The organism is Actinomadura physcomitrii (assembly GCF_008923205.2).
In the GTDB taxonomy this organism is placed as follows: Bacteria; Actinomycetota; Actinomycetes; order Streptosporangiales; family Streptosporangiaceae; genus Spirillospora; species Spirillospora physcomitrii.
The window spans coordinates 18851-34185 of record NZ_WBMS02000058.1; the positions used below are offsets into that span (position 1 = coordinate 18851).

Annotated in this window: 13 protein-coding genes; 7 read left to right on the top strand and 6 right to left on the bottom strand. The window is 72.4% G+C overall.

Translation table 11 applies throughout. The features are described from left to right. The first annotated feature begins 18 nt into the window (after positions 1–18). The 4 genes from F8568_RS42065 to hisC all read left to right on the top strand — a co-directional run bounded on the left by F8568_RS42065 (position 19) and on the right by hisC (position 3885). A complete protein-coding gene (locus F8568_RS42065; protein WP_151599710.1) occupies positions 19–1365 on the top strand; it encodes a flotillin family protein in 1347 nt (448 codons plus the stop codon). A gap of 130 nt (positions 1366–1495) precedes the next feature. After that, on the top strand, positions 1496–2170 hold the full coding sequence (locus tag F8568_RS42070; RefSeq protein ID WP_151599712.1) for an NUDIX hydrolase: 675 nt from the start codon (positions 1496–1498) through the stop codon (positions 2168–2170). Positions 2171–2412: 242 nt separating this feature from the next. Beyond that, positions 2413–2697 carry a DUF6401 family natural product biosynthesis protein gene (locus tag F8568_RS42080; protein WP_151599714.1) on the top strand — a complete coding sequence of 95 codons (285 nt, stop codon included), beginning with the start codon at positions 2413–2415 and terminating at the stop codon, positions 2695–2697. 108 nt (positions 2698–2805) lie between these two features. Continuing rightward, positions 2806–3885 carry a histidinol-phosphate transaminase gene (gene hisC / locus F8568_RS42085; protein ID WP_151599716.1) on the top strand — a complete coding sequence of 360 codons (1080 nt, stop codon included), beginning with the start codon at positions 2806–2808 and terminating at the stop codon, positions 3883–3885. 58 nt (positions 3886–3943) lie between these two features. Here the strand turns inward: hisC and F8568_RS42090 are convergent, their stop codons facing one another. Further along, a complete protein-coding gene (locus tag F8568_RS42090) occupies positions 3944–4576 on the bottom strand; it encodes a hypothetical protein (protein ID WP_151599718.1) in 633 nt (210 codons plus the stop codon). 703 nt (positions 4577–5279) lie between these two features. On the opposite strand from F8568_RS42090, the gene F8568_RS42095 reads away from it, so the two are divergent. After that, positions 5280–5762 (top strand): MarR family winged helix-turn-helix transcriptional regulator, encoded by a 483-nt coding sequence (locus tag F8568_RS42095; protein ID WP_151599720.1) that lies wholly within the window; start codon positions 5280–5282, stop codon positions 5760–5762. Between the two features lie 103 nt (positions 5763–5865). Then, positions 5866–6966 carry an NAD(P)/FAD-dependent oxidoreductase gene (locus tag F8568_RS42100; protein ID WP_151599722.1) on the top strand — a complete coding sequence of 367 codons (1101 nt, stop codon included), beginning with the start codon at positions 5866–5868 and terminating at the stop codon, positions 6964–6966. A 49-nt stretch (positions 6967–7015) separates the two neighbouring features. On the opposite strand, the gene F8568_RS42105 is transcribed toward F8568_RS42100, so the two are convergent. Together F8568_RS42105 and murA are read right to left on the bottom strand one after the other, a co-directional pair. Then, positions 7016–8344 (bottom strand): transcriptional regulator, encoded by a 1329-nt coding sequence (locus tag F8568_RS42105; protein WP_202125990.1) that lies wholly within the window; start codon positions 8342–8344, stop codon positions 7016–7018. A 776-nt stretch (positions 8345–9120) separates the two neighbouring features. Further along, on the bottom strand, positions 9121–10407 hold the full coding sequence (gene murA / locus F8568_RS42110; RefSeq protein ID WP_151599790.1) for a UDP-N-acetylglucosamine 1-carboxyvinyltransferase: 1287 nt from the start codon (positions 10405–10407) through the stop codon (positions 9121–9123). 273 nt (positions 10408–10680) lie between these two features. Between murA and F8568_RS42115 the strand changes: the two genes are divergently transcribed. Then, positions 10681–11724: a suppressor of fused domain protein gene (locus F8568_RS42115; RefSeq protein ID WP_151599724.1), complete on the top strand. Its 1044-nt coding sequence runs from the start codon at positions 10681–10683 to the stop codon at positions 11722–11724. Here the strand turns inward: F8568_RS42115 and F8568_RS42120 are convergent. From F8568_RS42120 to purD, 3 genes are all read right to left on the bottom strand, one after another. Next, positions 11721–12503: an MOSC domain-containing protein gene (locus F8568_RS42120; RefSeq protein ID WP_151599725.1), complete on the bottom strand. Its 783-nt coding sequence runs from the start codon at positions 12501–12503 to the stop codon at positions 11721–11723. The genes F8568_RS42115 and F8568_RS42120 overlap by 4 nt on opposite strands. A gap of 31 nt (positions 12504–12534) precedes the next feature. Then, the gene (purB, locus tag F8568_RS42125; protein WP_151599727.1) at positions 12535–13845 is read right to left on the bottom strand and encodes an adenylosuccinate lyase; all 1311 of its coding nucleotides are present in this window, start codon (positions 13843–13845) and stop codon (positions 12535–12537) included. 63 nt (positions 13846–13908) lie between these two features. Beyond that, complete coding sequence (purD, locus tag F8568_RS42130; protein WP_151599729.1) at positions 13909–15156, bottom strand: phosphoribosylamine--glycine ligase; 1248 nt, start codon at positions 15154–15156, stop codon at positions 13909–13911. Between the last annotated feature and the right edge of the window lie 179 nt (positions 15157–15335).

A 15335-nucleotide genomic window follows, 5' to 3' on the forward strand; every position in this document is an offset into this window, starting at 1 on the left:
CGAGAGTGAGGAGGCCGCATGCCATTCGTCGCGGTGGCGATCGCCGTGGTCGTCGCCATCATCGTGCTGATCATCCTGTTCAAGATGGTCTGGCGCGTCGCGGAGCCGAACGAAGCGCTGATCATCTCCGGTCTGGGAGCCCGGTCCAAGCCGATCGACGGGGTGGACAGCCTCGGCTTCAAGATCGTCACTGGTAAGGGCACCTCGGTGCTGCCCGGCTTCCAGACGGCCCGCCGGCTCCGGCTGGACAGCCGCGCCGCCAACCTCGAGGTCCACTGCGTGACCCAGCAGGGCATCCCGGTGAAGGTCCGCGGCGTCGTCATCTACAAGGTCGGGGACGACTTCGTCTCGATCGCCAACGCCGCGCGCCGCTTCCTGGAGCAGCAGAAGTCGATGGACGGGGCGATCCACGAGCTGTTCACCGGCCACCTCCGCTCGATCATCGGCAACCTGACCGTCGAGGACCTGATCCTCAACCGCGAGCGGCTCACCTCCGAGACCCGCGGCTCGGCCGCCGACGAGATGAGCAAGCTCGGCCTGGTCGTCGACTCGCTGCAGATCCAGGAGATCGACGACGAGACCGGCTACATCACCAACCTGGGCCGCCCGCACGCCGCGAAGGTCGCCGCGGAGGCCCGCATCGCCGAGGCCGAGCGGAACCAGGAGGCCACCCGCAAGGAGCAGGAGGCCATGCGGGAGAACGCCGCGGTGATCCGGGACACCGAGATCAAGAAGGCGGAGTACGAGGGCCAGGTGCAGCAGGCCGCGCAGCAGGCTCGCCAGGAGGTCATCCTCAAGGAGACCCGCAACGCCGAGCTGGAGGCCGAGCGCACCGAGAAGCGGCTGGAGAGCGAGGTCCGCAAGCCGGCCGACGCGCGCGCGTACGAGCAGGTGAAGCTGGCGGAGGCCGAGCGGGAGGAGCGCATCTCCTACGCGCAGGCCGCCGCGACCGAGGTGCAGCTGAGGGCGCAGCGGGAGGCCGAGGCGACCCGGCTGCTCGGTGAGGCGCAGGCCGACGCGATCCGCCAGAAGGGCCTCGCGGAGGCCGAGGCGATCAAGGCCCGCGCGGACGCGCTGGCGCAGAACACCGACGCGGTCATCGCCCAGCAGCTCGCGGAGAAGTGGCCGGAGATCGTCCAGGCGGGCGCGGGCGTGTTCGGCAACGTCGACAACATGGTGGTGCTGAACGGCGCGGACGGCATCGAGGACATGCTCGCCAAGGCGCTGACGCTCGGCGGCACCGGCCTCGGGCTGGCCCGCCAGCTGCTGTCGGGGATGAACGGCCAGAACGGGCAGAGCGCGGTGAACGGCCACCCCGGTCCCGTCCCGCCCGTCGCGGCGCCGTCGGGCCCGGACGAGAGCTGACGCACGACGACGCAAGGCCCGGCCGGTGCGGCCGGGCCTTCGCCATACCCGCGCCCCCGGCCGCGCGGGCGGGGCCGCGAGCCTTGCGCGGGCGGGGTTCGGGGGCGCCGGGCCCCAATAGACTCCAGGCATGTCCGTGCCGCGGCTCGCCGTCTCCGTCGATCTGGTCGTGCTCACCGTGCGGGAGCAGCGGCTGTCCGCGCTGATGTGGCGGCGGGACCGGGCGCCCTACGACGGGGCGTGGTCGCTGCCCGGCGGGTTCATCCAGCTCGACGAGGACCTGCCCGTCGCCGCGTCCCGGCTGATGGCCGAGCGTGCGGGCCTCGCGGACGTCCGGATCCACCTGGAGCAGCTCGCGACCTACGGCTACCCCGACCGCGACCCCCGGCAGCGCGTCGTCAGCGTCGCCTACCTCGGCCTCGCGCCCGACCTGCCCGCCTCCAGCCGCGCGCAGGTGCTGTGGACGGCGGTGGACGACCTGATCGACAACGACCGGGCCGCGTTCGACCACCGGCGGATCCTGTGCGACGGGATGGAGCGCGCGCGGGCGAAGCTGGAGTACACCTCGCTCGCGGCGGCGTTCTGCCCGCCCGAGTTCACCGTCGCGGAGCTGCGCCGGGTGTACGAGATCGTCTGGGGCACCGTCCTGGACCCGCGGAACTTCCACCGGAAGGTGACCGGCGCGGACCGGTTCCTGATCCCGACCGACCGGACGACGACGCGGGACGGCGGCCGTCCGGCGCGCCTGTACCGCCGCGGCGACGCCGAGCAGCTCCGCCCCCCCATGCTCCGCCCCCGCACCTGAGAACGTTGAGTTGTGGGGGGGGGGGGGGGGGGGGGGGGGGGGGGGGGGGGGCGGTGGGGGGGGGGGGGGGGGGGCCCCCCCCCCCCCCCCCCGCGCGGGGGCGCGGGGCCCCCCCCGCCGCCGCCCCCCCCCCCCCCCCCCCCCCCCCCCCCCCCCCCCCCCCCCACAACTCAACGGGAGGAGGCCGGTTTGACCTGGGGTGATGTCGCGGGCATCCGGGCGGGATTGCTAGCTTGCGACCTATGAACGGTGACTCGTCCGAAGTGCTGGGCCTGCTCGTCAGGGACATCGGGGAGGCCGGCGTCGCGGAGATGGCCGGGTCCCCCGGGCTGGCGGCGGCGGTCGACCAGCACGTGGCGAGCCTGCGCGACGAGCTGGGCGAGCCGGGCGAGGACGAGCTGATGGGCTACCTGCGGTCGTTCGCGGAGGAGGCGTTCAACCGCGGCTGGTGGCCGGACAGCACGCGCGACTGGGAGTTCGTCCGGATCGTCGCGGTGTGCTGGATGATGCGGGAGAACGCGGCGTGACGCGGGAGGCCCCGGCCTCTGAGGCGGGGCGTGTCCCGCTTTGACCTGGGACGTGGCGCATTCCGTAGGCTTGACCCCAACACCCCTGTGCAGACCTGGAGGACAACGGTGTCCGAGGCAACCACTCCGCGCTTCCGCTCCGTCCTCGACCGGTTCGTGGCCTACAAGCCCGGGAAGGTCGTGGTGTCGCCCGAGGGCCGCTCGTTCAAGCTCTCGTCCAACGAGTCGCCGGAGGGGCCGCTCCCCTCGGTGCTGGACGCGATCACCGAGGCGGCGCGCGACATCAACCGCTACCCCGACAACAACGCGACCGCGCTGACCGAGGCGATCGCGGCGTTCTGCGGCGTGTCCGCCGAGCACGTCGCGGTGGGCTGCGGGTCGGTCGGCATGACGCAGATGCTGCTGGAGGCGGTCGCCGAGCCGGGCACCGAGGTCGTGTACGCGTGGCGGTCGTTCGAGGCGTACCCGCTGCTGGTGTCGCTGTCGGGCGCGACGGGCGTCCAGGTGCCGCTGGAAGAGGAGACGCACGACCTGGCCGCGATGGCGGACGCGATCACCGAGCGGACGCGGCTGGTCTTCATCTGCAACCCGAACAACCCGACCGGGACCGTGGTGCCGCGCGCGGAGATCGAGGCGTTCCTCGACCGCGTCCCCGAGGACTGCCTGGTCGTGCTGGACGAGGCGTACCGCGAGTACGTCCGCGACGACGCCGTCCCGGACGGCCTCACGATGTACGGCGACCGCCCGAACCTGGCGGTATTGCGGACATTCTCGAAGGCGTACGGGCTGGCGGGGCTGCGGATCGGGTACCTGGTGGCGCACCCGGTCGTGGCAGGCGCGATCCGCAAGACGTTCCTGCCGTTCAGCGTGAACTCGGTGGCGCAGGCGGCGGGCATCGCCTCGCTGGCGGCGACGGGCGAGCTGCTGGAGCGGGTCGAGCGGACGGTGAAGGAGCGCGACCGGGTCCGCGGGACGCTGCTCGCGGACGGCTGGACGGTCCCGCCGACGGAGGCGAACTTCGTGTGGCTGCGGCTCGGCGAGCGGACGATGGACTTCTCGGCGGCGTGCGACTCGCAGGGGGTGAGCGTCCGCCCGTTCGCGGGGGAGGGCGCGCGCGTCTCGATCGGGTCGCCGGAGGAGAACGACGCGTTCCTGGCCGTCGCGAAGGAGTTCCCGCACCGGAACTGACGCTCGCGGACCGGGCCGTCCCGCCCCGCGGGGAGGGCGGGGCGGCCCGGTCGCCGGGTCAGCTCGCGGCCGCCCAGAGCTGCTCGCCGCCGCTGCCGACGAGCTGGAAGGCGGCGGTCACGGTGGCGGTGCCCGGGCAGAGGAAGGATCCGCTCTGCTTGGTCACGGTGCCGTTGGTGATCTTGGCTTGGGCCTGCGCGACGGAGGTGTCGGGCCGGCCCGGGTTGTCGGGGTTGTAGCCGTCGCCGGTGAGGGTGCCGGAGTAGACGCAGCTGAGCCCGAAGACGGTGGCGCCGACGGTGTAGTGGGCGACGGTGATGGTGCCGTCGTGGCCGCCGGAGACCGGTGCGTAGACGACGGAGCCGCCGGTCCAGGGCAGGCTCTGCGCGGTCACGGTCACGGAGCCGAGGCTGCTGGTGCAGCCGGTGAACGACGCCGACGTGACGGTCAGGTTCGAGCCGTCGGAGTTGATCGTGCCGTTCTGGACGGCCGAGGTGCAGGTGGCGTTGCTGAGCGAGGTGACGACCGAGACGTCGCCGAGGTTCGTCGCGACGACGCCGCCCGAGTAGGCGGGGCCGGTGGCGCTGCCGCTGTGGATGGTGGTGCCGGCGGCGGACGCCGGCGCCATGGCGAGCGCGAGGACGGAGGCCGAAGCGGCTCCGACGACTGCGAGCTTGCGAACACGTGACACCTGTGGCTCCCTTCGCGAGGTGTCAAGGGGGTGGTACGGCGATTAAGCACATCTCCGCGGGGCGCATTCAAGAGCCTGGCCGGATTGAGACACTTTCTGGTTTCTATTGGATGGAGCGGCTAATTTCCGCTTTAAGGCAGGCGAAATGGCGCGCCCGGTGAATGGCGCGCGAGAAGGGTGGAATTGGCGGGGTGAAGTGGCGGGGTGCGGTGCGGCGCGGCGGGCCCGCGTCCCGGGTGGTGCGCGGTCCCCGGCGCCCGGCGGGTGGGGCGTTCAACGAGGAGAGGCGGTCTGTGCTGGGGAAGCCCGGAAGGGCACCGGGCCGGCGCGGGTCAGCGGCAGGCGGACGGCGCGGGCAGCGGCGAACGGGCTTGTCGAGTGCACGGCGCGCTCCCGTGAATCCGGACATGGCAGGAACCGGTACGAGGGCACGCGCCCAGCGCTGGAGAATCCGCCCGGGCGGGCCGGCCGGGGTCAGCGATGATGCCTCACGTGACCGCCATGATGAACGGCGGAAGTTGATCGGTCAATACCATTCCTGGTGATCTCGATCCGGGCGGCCGGAAGGCCGTTTCCGGTTGCCCCCCGTGTGCGCCCGGTGCCCGCGAGGCCACGGGCGGTCGCAGCCGCGGCCCCCTGCGTCCCACCGCAAGGGCAGTTCGCTGCACGAATTATCGGTGGCTTCGGGTGTTAGCCTGGCCGTGTGGGCAGAAATGATGACGGCCGGATCGGGGTGGTGGCCGCGCTGGTGCGGTCCTCGTTCCTGGTGGACGCCGTGTACGCGGCGTCGGCCCGGGAGTACGGGCTGACGCAGCAGCAGGGGCAGCTGCTCTGCGTGCTGATGGGGCGGTCGTACGGCATGGGCGAGCTGGGGTCGACGCTGGGGCTGGCGAAGTCGAGCCTCACCGGCCTGGTGGACCGCACCGAGCGCAACGGGCTGGTGCGGCGCGAGCCCGATCCCCGGGACACGCGGGCCGTGCGGGTCGCGCTGACCGAGCGCGGCGCCGGGCTCGCGGACGAGTTCTACGCCGAGACCTGCAAGCGGGTCGACGATCTGGCGGCCGGCCTGAGCGCCGGCGAGCGGGACGCGCTGGCGGGCCTGCTCGGCCGCGTCGTGCTGGACAACGAGGTCCCGGTGGTCTTCAAGGAGCCGGACGAAGGGGCCGCCGCGGACCGCCCGCACTGACGCCGCGGAATCACCTCCCTTAGCGTGAGATTGTTGTTCGTAGTGCGAACTGATACCGTTCGCATTACGAACTTAAGCATTCGCCAACGGGAGTGATGCCATCATGAGCCGTACGGTCGCGGTCATCGGCGGAGGGTACGGCGGCGCGGCGGTCGCCAAGGCGCTGCAGCCGGAGGCGGACGTCGTGCTGATCGAACCGCGCGACGCGTTCGTGAACGCGGCCGCGTCGCTGCGGGCGCTGACCAGGCCCGACTGGGCCCCGAACATGTTCTTCCCCTACGCCACGCTGCTCACCGAGGGCGGCCGGCACATCCGCGACCGCGCGGTCTCCGCCGACCCCCGCGGCGTCACCCTGGCGTCCGGCGGACGCGTCGACGCGGACCACCTGGTGCTGGCCACCGGTTCCAGCTACGCCTACCCTGCCAAGCCCGGGTCCGACACCGTCGACGAGGCACTGGACGACCTGCGCCGCACCCACAAGGAACTGCTGGGCGCCGGCCGGGTGCTGATCCTCGGCGCCGGGCCGGTCGGCCTGGAACTGGCCGGCGAGATCAAGGAGACCTGGCCGGACAAGCACGTCACCGTCGCCGACCCGGCCGCCGCGCTGCTGCCCGGTTTCGAGCCCGCGGTCGTCGCCGGCCTGCGCCGCCAGCTCGACGACCTCGGCATCGAGGTGCGGCTCGGCACCGCGCTCGCCGCGCCGCCCGCCACCGAACCCGGCCGGGCCGGCGCGTTCACCGCCACCACCACCGGCGGCGAGGAGATCGGCGCCGACATCTGGTTCCGCGCTTACGGCGTCCGAACCAACAGCGGCTACCTCGCCGACGGCCGGCTCACCACCCTGAACCCGCAGGGGCAGGTCGGCGTCACCGAGACCCTCAACGTCACCGGGCACGACCACGTCTACGCCGTCGGCGACCTCACCGACGTCCCGGAGGCGAAGATGGCCGGGTGGGCGACGCGGCACGCCGAGGTCGTCGTCGCGAACATCAGGGCCCGGCTGAACGGCGAGCCGCCCACGGCCGTCTACCGGCCGCAGCCGCACCCGATGATCCTGCTCCCGCTCGGCACCCGCGGCGGCGTCGGGCAGCTGCCGTCCCCGGACGGCCCGTCCGTCGCGTCGCCCGCGATGGTCGCCGAGTACAAGGGCACGGACCTGTTCACCGCCCGCTTCACCCGCCAGTTCGGCCCCACCGCCGCCTGAGGAGAGGGACGACCGTCATCGACGGGCGGCCGCCGTACGCGGCCGGCGGTCAGCCGGCCTTCGCCGGGCCGAGCTTCTCGACGATCAGGCGGTAGAGCTGGCGCGGCCGCCCCGGCTGCGGGGTGCGGTTCGGCGGGAGCGGCCAGGCGAGGCCCTCCTCGACGAGGGTGCGCAGCAGCCGGCGGGCGGTGCGCGGCGTGACCCCGAGCATCTTCCCGGCGTTCTCGGCGTCCACGATCAGCGGCTGCTCCTGGTCGCCGAGCTTGTCGGCGAGCCGCGCGAGGATCTCCAGGCCCTTCGGCTTGGCCTGCGGCTGGCTGCGCGGCGGGGTGCGCGGCGCCGGGACCAGCGCGCGGCCGTCCCGGTCGAGCGCGAAGCCCTGCGCGCGCTGGGAACTCTGCGAGCGGGCGAGCGCGGCGCGGGCGTGGTTCTCCGCCTCGTGCGCGGTGCGGCCCATCCCGATGCCGACCTCGATCGCGAGGCCCAGCTCCTCGCGGACCCGCTCGACGAACGGCGGCGTCCGGAAGCCCTCGGTGGACGCGGTGACGGACCCGCGCGTCGCGATCACCAGGTAGCTGTGGTCGTCCAGCGGCCACACCGACGCGTTCATCCGGTGCGCCTCCTGGAGCAGGACGCGGTGCAGCGCGAGCTTCAGCTCGTCCCGCCAGTACCGGGGGGTGACGCGGCGCGGGGTCTCGCGCAGGGTCGGGACGTCCACCAGCACCACGACGAGCTGCGACTCCTCGAGCCGGTGGTGGGCGCCGAGGAGCGCGGCGGTCTGCAGGGAGCTGCGGATGGAGGCGCCGGTCGGGCGCACCCGGATGGTCGGCACCCCGGCCATCTCCATCCGCTCGGCGGTGGCGTGCACGCAGGTCATCGCGACGGTGGTCGCGCCGCGCCGCCACAGCCGCTCGTGGAAGGCGGCGAGCGTGCCGGGCCCGGCGGCCTCCTCGCGCAGGTGCACCTGCTCGGTGCCGAGGTTGATCTCGGCGTAGGCCTCCTCGACCTCGGCGCGGCCGAGCACGTCGATGCTGACCCGCGACGGGTCGAAGCGCTCGTCGAGGGAGGCGCGCAGCAGCGCGCCCTGCAGCGCGGCGCCGTTCAGCGGGACGTAGGTCGCGGGCATGGTCAGCACCCCGGCCTTGCGCGCGAAGTCGTAGGGGACGGGGCTGGCGAACAGGCAGACGTCCACCCCTGAGCCCAGCCGGACGACCTTGTCGGCCGCCTCCTGCTCGTCGCGGTAGGCGGCGGCCACCAGCCGGCTCGGCACCGGCGTGGGGCCGTGGCCCATCAGCATGACCCGCTCGACGAGGTCATGGGGACCCACCACGCCGATGGTCAGGTCCGGCGTGACCGAGCCCGTTCGTGCCGCCGTCATCGATGATCGCTCGCTTCCGGTCCATCCTCTCGGGGGCACGGCCCCGGCCACGCGTTCGCGCACGCTCCGCCCAACGGTCGTCTCATGGCTTGTCGCCCCTGCCTTCTGACCCAGCACCGCAGTTCCCGTGCGATTCGTTCCTCAGTGGGCAGATCGGGTCAGGGCGACGATGTGTGACGCCCAGACGCGAAATCGAATCAAGAGTGCGGCGAAAAAGTAACCTACGGGACCCCCTGGTCAGTAATTTGTCACCAATCGGTCAGTCTTGATCCTGCATCTTCGGACGTCCGAAGTTGAAAAACAAGACCCGAAAACGCCAGGAGGGCCACCTCCGGGCGCTGCGGGCCACTGAGGAGACCCCCGCGGTGACCGTTTGGTTTACCGGCGGGCCGAAACTTGATCAACCCGATGTCGGCGGCTCCGGAAAGACGAGTGATCCGTCCGGACGGCCCGAAGGCGCCGTCGCGGTGATTTTCCAACGGACTCGGGAGTGCCGTCTGTGGAGCGATCCACTCCGTTTTCTTCGCTGGTCAGGGCGCTGTCCATGCGCACCGCCGGACCGCCGGGACCGGACTTTGCGTGACCGTCCGGTGACCACTGGTCCACCCCGTTTCCCGTCGCGCTGTGACAACCCCCGTAAGGAACCACTCCCGATTGGGTCAGAGCCAAGGCCACATGCGGCCGATTCGCCCGGCCGGAATGACCACTCAGTCAGCAGCGGAGCGGCCCGGTGGGATCATCCCGCCGGGCCGCTCCGAAGCCGCTATGGAGGCCCGTTAGTCGGCTTCGCGGACGATGTCGGCGCCGAGCTGGGACAGCCGCTCGGCGGTGTGCGCGTGGCCGCGGTCGAGGTAGTAGGCGGAGGTGATCGTCGTCTCGCCCTCGGCGGCCAGGCCCGCGAGCACCAGCGCGCTGCCGCAGCGCAGGTCGTGCGCCTGGACTTCGGCGCCGCGCAGCCCGCGCGGGCCGTTGACCTTGGCGCGGTTGCCGTCCACCTCGATGTCGGCGCCCATCTTGCGCAGCTCGTCGGCCAGCTTGAACCGGCCGTCGAAGATCCGCTCGTAGATGTAGGACGGGCCCTCGGCCAGGCAGGACAGCGCCATGATCGGCGACTGCAGGTCGGTGGCGAAGCCCGGGTACTCGTCGGTGATCACGTTGATCGGGCGGAGCGTGCGCTCGCGCCGGACCTGCAGCACCGCGCCCTGCTGGTGGAACTCGACGCCCATCTGCTCGAGCTTGTCGGCGGCGACGCCGAGGTGCTCCAGCGTGGCGCCGACGAGGTTCAGGTCGCCGCCGGTGATGGCGGCGGCCATCACGAAGACGCCGGCGTCGATGCGGTCCGGCATGACGGTGTGCTCGACGGCGGTCAGCTCGTCGACGCCCTCGACGGTGATGAACCCGGTGCCGCCGCCGCTGATCTTCGCGCCCATCGCCTGCAGGATGGCGATGTTGTCCAGCACCTCCGGCTCCAGCGCCGCGTTCTTGATCAGCGTGGTGCCGTGCGCGAGCGCCGCGGCCATGATCAGGTTCTCGGTGCCGGTGTGCGACGGCGTGTCGCAGTACAGCGTGCCGCCGCGCAGGTCGCCGGCCTTGATGTGGATGATGCCGTCGCCGTTGTCGGCCACGTGCTCGGTGACCGTGGCGCCCATCCGCTTGAAGCCGTTGTAGTGGAAGTCGAGGTTGCGGCTGCCGAGGTTGCAGCCGCCGACTCCCTCGATGACCGCTTCGCCGAGCCGGTGCAGCAGGGCCGGCACGAACAGGAACGAGCCGCGGAAGCGGGAGGCGATCTCACCGGGCAGCACGGGGCTGCTGAGCGAGGAGGCGTCGATGACGAGGGTGCGCTCGGTCTCGTGCAGCTCGGCCTTGGCGCCGACCGCCCGGGCCAGCTCCACCGCCCGCCGCACGTCCTCGATGATCGGAACGTTCCGGAGCACCGTGCGCCCGCGCGAGGCCATCAGCGAGGCGCCGATCATCGGCAGGACGGCGTTCTTGGCGCCCTGGACGAAGACGGTGCCGTGCAGCCGCCGGCCGCCGCGCACGCGATACCGAACCTCGTGGCCCATGCTCATTCCGCCATATCTCCTTCGAAACGCGGTTAAGGTGCCTGCCCGATGAAGGTGGGGACCACGGGGGCCGGGCGCGCCGAACGGTCCCGCTGCGCCAACGCGCCCCCAGTAAACCACCGGTCCGGGGATGGGGTGTCCGCATGCGTCACCCTTGCGCCAGTCTGCTTGGTGAGACCCCCAGAGCGGCCCAAAGGTTCGCATTCCCGAGGAAAATCCGAGCCTGGGCGTCCGCCGGACGGCGGCGGCGCGGCGGGTCTAGGGTGATCATCCATGGACGAGTCGCCGGGCTGGGACGCCATCGACGCCGCGCTGCGCCCCCTCTACGGGGACGTCGAGCCGTACCATCTCGGCACCGTGGTGAAGTGGGCGCTGGGCGGCCCCGACCCGCTCGACGGGATCAGCATCTACGCGCGGACGGAGCCCGTCCCCCACTGGCATTTCATTTCGTACGGAATGTCCGAGTTGTACAGCAAGGAGTCCGGCGATCCGGACGAGTCCGGCTGGGGATTCGAGTTCACCTTCCGCCTCGCCCGCGACCCGGCGGAAACAGAGCCGCCGGTCTGGGCGGCGAACCTGCTGCAGAACCTCGGCCGGTACGTGTTCAGCTCGGGGAACTGGTTCGAGCCCGGGCACCACATGAACGTCAACGGCCCGATCGCCGCCGACCGCGAGGACTGCGACATCCGCGCCGTCGCGTTCGTCACCGACCCCGAGCTCGGCGAGATCGGCACGCCGCACGGCCGCGTCCGGTTCCTCCAGGTCGTCGGGCTCGCCACGGAGGAGTACGAGGCGGTCCGGCAGTGGGACGCCACCTCGTTCCTGCGGGCCGTCGAGCCGTACCTGCCGCTGTTCGTCACCGACATCGACCGGCGCTCGCTCCTCGCCGACCCGGAGCTGGCGCAAGCCGTCCGCGACGGCATCGCGCGCGACGGGTCGAGCAGCGGCGCCCTGTACGTGAACACGGCGCACTGGGAGCTGGACGGCGCGTCCACGACGCTGCGGATCGGCGCGCTCCAGGCGGAGGCGATCGCGCAGTCGCTGCGGGGCCGGCTGCCGTTCGGCCGCACGCTGCTCCTGCAGACCGAGGACACCCGCATGGTGTTCCAGCCCGCCGGCGCGTACGCGGTCGTCGAACCCGAGGACGGCCGCCTCGACGTGAGCCTCCCGCCGGACGCCCTGGACGACGTCGTCGCCGCGCTCCGCCCGGTCGCGGGCCGCACCCCGATCGCGTCGCTGCCCGGCCTGACCGTCGAGATCGTCCCGACACGCATGCGCGACCGCTTCGGCAACGAGACCGGCGAAGTCGTCGGCTAAGCGGTCTCCAGGATCTCCACCTCGTCGCCGACCGTGAGGGTGCCGAGCGTGCGGGGGACGGCGTTCTGGCCGAACCGGATGCCGCGGTCGATGGTCCGGTAGGACGCCAGCGTCCGCAGCGGCTCGCGGCCCCGCTCGCCGGTCTCCTGGTCGGTGGTCGTGATCACGCACCGCGCGCACGCCTTGACCATCTCGATGACGGTCCCGCCGACGCGCAGCAGCCGCACCGAGTCCTCCGCGTACGCGCCGAGGCCCTCGACGACCAGGCTCGGGCGGAACCGGTTCATCGGCAGCGGCGCGTCCAGCCGGGAGTTCAGATCGGCGAGCGACTCGGCGGAAATGACCAGCAAGGGGTAGCCGTCGGCGAACATCGCCTCGCCGCCGCCCCGCGTCGTCGGCCGGTGCCCGGTGAAGCGGACCAGCCGGCAGTCGGCGTCCAGCAGCGCCGAGAACCACCCGGCCGCCTCGTCGCCCTGGTCGACGCCCTGCATCTCGTGCCGGTGGACGGTCACGTCCAGCACCTCGCCGTCGTCCACCGCCTTGTGGACGAACGGGGACGCGCCGGGCGCGCCGACGGTCAGCACCTCGCCGTCGTAGGTCGGCCGCAGCAGCGCCATCCCGGCGAAGTCCCGCTGCGACAGGAACCGGCCCGACGGCGCGACGAGCATGAACTCCCGGTCGTACGGCAGGCCCCGCGCGGTCAGCTCGGCGGTGCGCAGCGCGGTACCGCCGCCGCTCTTCAGCGGATAGGCGTTCAGCTCGGTCAGGGTCGCCGGCACGGTCGCTCCCAGGGCTCGGGCCAGAGGCGGGTCAGGTCAGGGCGGCGAGGCGGTCGAAGACCGTGTCGAGGCGCTGCACGAAGCGCTCCGGACGGCACACCTCGTCCAGCCGCGCCTCGTCCAGGGTGAGGCCCGCCTCGGCGGCGTGCTTGCGGAGCGTCTCGCGGAACGGCACGCCCGTCTCCCACGTCTCCATCGCGGCCTTCTGCACCAGCGGATACGCCTCGTCGTCGCGGGACATCCCGGCCTCGACCAGCTCCAGCAGCACCGTCGAGGTGTAGATCAGGCCGCCCGTCGACTCCAGGTTCGCCGTCATCCGGGCCTCGTCCACGACGAGCCCGGACATCAGCCGGTTCGTCAGGTTCAGCATGTAGTCGAGCGCGATGGACGCGTCCGGCAGCGCGATCCGCTCCGTCGACGAGTGCGAGATGTCGCGCTCGTGCCACAGCGGGATGCCCTCCAGCACCGGGACGATCTGCGCCCGCACGATCCGCGCCATCCCGGCGAGCCGCTCGGAGATGATCGGGTTCTTCTTGTGCGGCATCGCCGACGAGCCCTTCTGGCCCTTGCCGAACGGCTCCCACAGCTCGCGCACCTCGGTGCGCTGCCCGTGCCGCACCTCCAGCGCGATCGCCTCGCACACCGTCGCCATGATCGCCAGGCACGACACCCACTCGGAGATGCCGTCGCGCATCACGACCTGCGTCGACACGTCCGCGCTCTGCAGCCCGAGCTTGCGCGCGACGTGCAGCTCGACCGCGGGATCGATGTTGGAGTACGTCCCGACCGCGCCGGAGATCGCCATCACGCCGACGGCCTCCCGCGCACGGCGCAGCCGGTCCCGGGACCGGGCCATCGCGAACGCGAAGTCGGCGACCCGGTGGCCCCATACGTCCGGCTCGCCGTGGATGCCGTGCGTCCGGCCGACCCGCAGCGTCGCCTTGTGCGCCAGCGCGTGGTCGCGCAGCGTCGCGACCAGCGTGTCCGCCTTGGCGAGCAGGATGTCGGTGGCCTCGACGAGCTGCAGCGCCAGCGCCGTGTCCAGCAGATCGGACGAGGTCATGCCGAAGTGCACGTACCGCGCCGCCTCGCGCGGCTCGGTGTTGTCCGCCCACGCCGACAGGAAGGCGATCACGTCGTGCTGCGTGACCGCCTCGATCTCGTGCACCGCCTCCGGCGTCGGCGGCGGCGCCTTGCGCACCGGCTCCACCACCTCCGGCGGGATCGTGCCGGCCTCGGCGTGGGCCTCGACCACGAGGGTCTCGACCCGGCACCACAGCTCGTATTTGTGCGCGTCGCTCCAGACGCGTCCCATCTCCGGAAGTGTGTACCGCTCGATCACGAGGTTGATTCTCGCATCTGCCCAGGGGGGCGACCCCCTGGAACCCCCTGTGAGCTGGAACGGTCAGGATTGGGAGGCGTTGAGGGCGATGTCGGTGCGGTGGTGGGAGCCGGGCAAGCCGATCCGGGAGACGGCCTCGTAGGCGGTGGCGCGGGCCGCGGCGAGGTCCGGGCCGGTCCCGACGACGTTGAGGACGCGCCCGCCGCCCGCGACGAGCCGGCCCTCGGCGCCGAGCTTCGTCCCCGCGTGCAGCACGTAGGCGCCGTCGACGGCCGCGGCCTCGTCCAGGCCGGTGATCTCCCCGCCCTTCACCGGCGCCGCCGGGTACCCCTCGGCCGCGACGACGACCGTGACGGCGGAGCCGGGCCGCCACTCCAGCGCGGTCTCCGGGTCGAGGCCGCCGATCGCGCAGGACTGGAGCAGCACGCCGAGCGGCGTCGCCAGCCGGTCCAGGACGACCTGCGTCTCCGGGTCGCCGAACCGCGCGTTGAACTCGATCACGCGGACACCCCCGGACGTGATCGCGAGCCCCGCGTACAGCACCCCGACGTACGGTGTCTCGCGGCGCCGCAGCTCGTCCACGACCGGCTGGACGACCCTGGCCATCACCTCGTCCACCAGGCCGTCCGGGGCCCACGGCAGCGGCGTGTAGGCGCCCATCCCGCCGGTGTTGGGGCCCTCGTCGTCGTCGTAGGCGCGCTTGAAGTCCTGCGCGGGCAGCAGCGGGACGGCGTGCTGGCCGTCGCACAGCGCGAACAGCGACACCTCGGGGCCGTCGAGGTACTCCTCGACCACCACGCGGCCGCACGCCGCGGCGTGCGCGGCGGCGACGTCCCGGTCGCGGGTGACGACGACGCCCTTGCCCGCGGCGAGCCCGTCGTCCTTCACCACGTACGGCGCCCCGAACGCGTCGAGCGCCTCCTCCACCTGCGCGGCGGTCTCGCAGACGCGGGCGTCGGCGGTCGGCACCCCCGCCGCCGCCATGATCTCCTTGGCGAACGCCTTGGACCCCTCGATCCGCGCGGCCTCCTTGTCGGGCCCGAAGCACGGGACGCCCGCCCGGCGCAGCGCGTCGCCGACCCCCGCCACCAGCACCGCCTCGGGGCCGACGACGACCAGCTCGATGCCGAGCCGCGCGGCCAGCTCCGTCACCGCGGTCGGGTCGAGCGGGTCGAGCTGGTGGTTGTCCGCGATCTCGGCCGTGCCCGGGTTGCCCGGGGCGCAGTGGAGGGCGGTGACGGCAGGGTCGCGGTGCAGGGCGCGGGCGAGCGCGTGCTCGCGGCCACCCGATCCAAGGACGAGTACTCGCACGTCACGCGAGCTTACTGGTCGGGGCGGTTCGGTGTGGTCGGCGGTAAGGCGGGCATAAGGCCCCAGCGGTAAGGCGTTATGGACAGTGCCGGCCGGTGTGGCGGACGCCGCCGGGCCCGGGTGAGGCGGCCGTCACACGCGTTCCTTGTGAACCTCGCCGAACGGCCCGGCGTCTTATA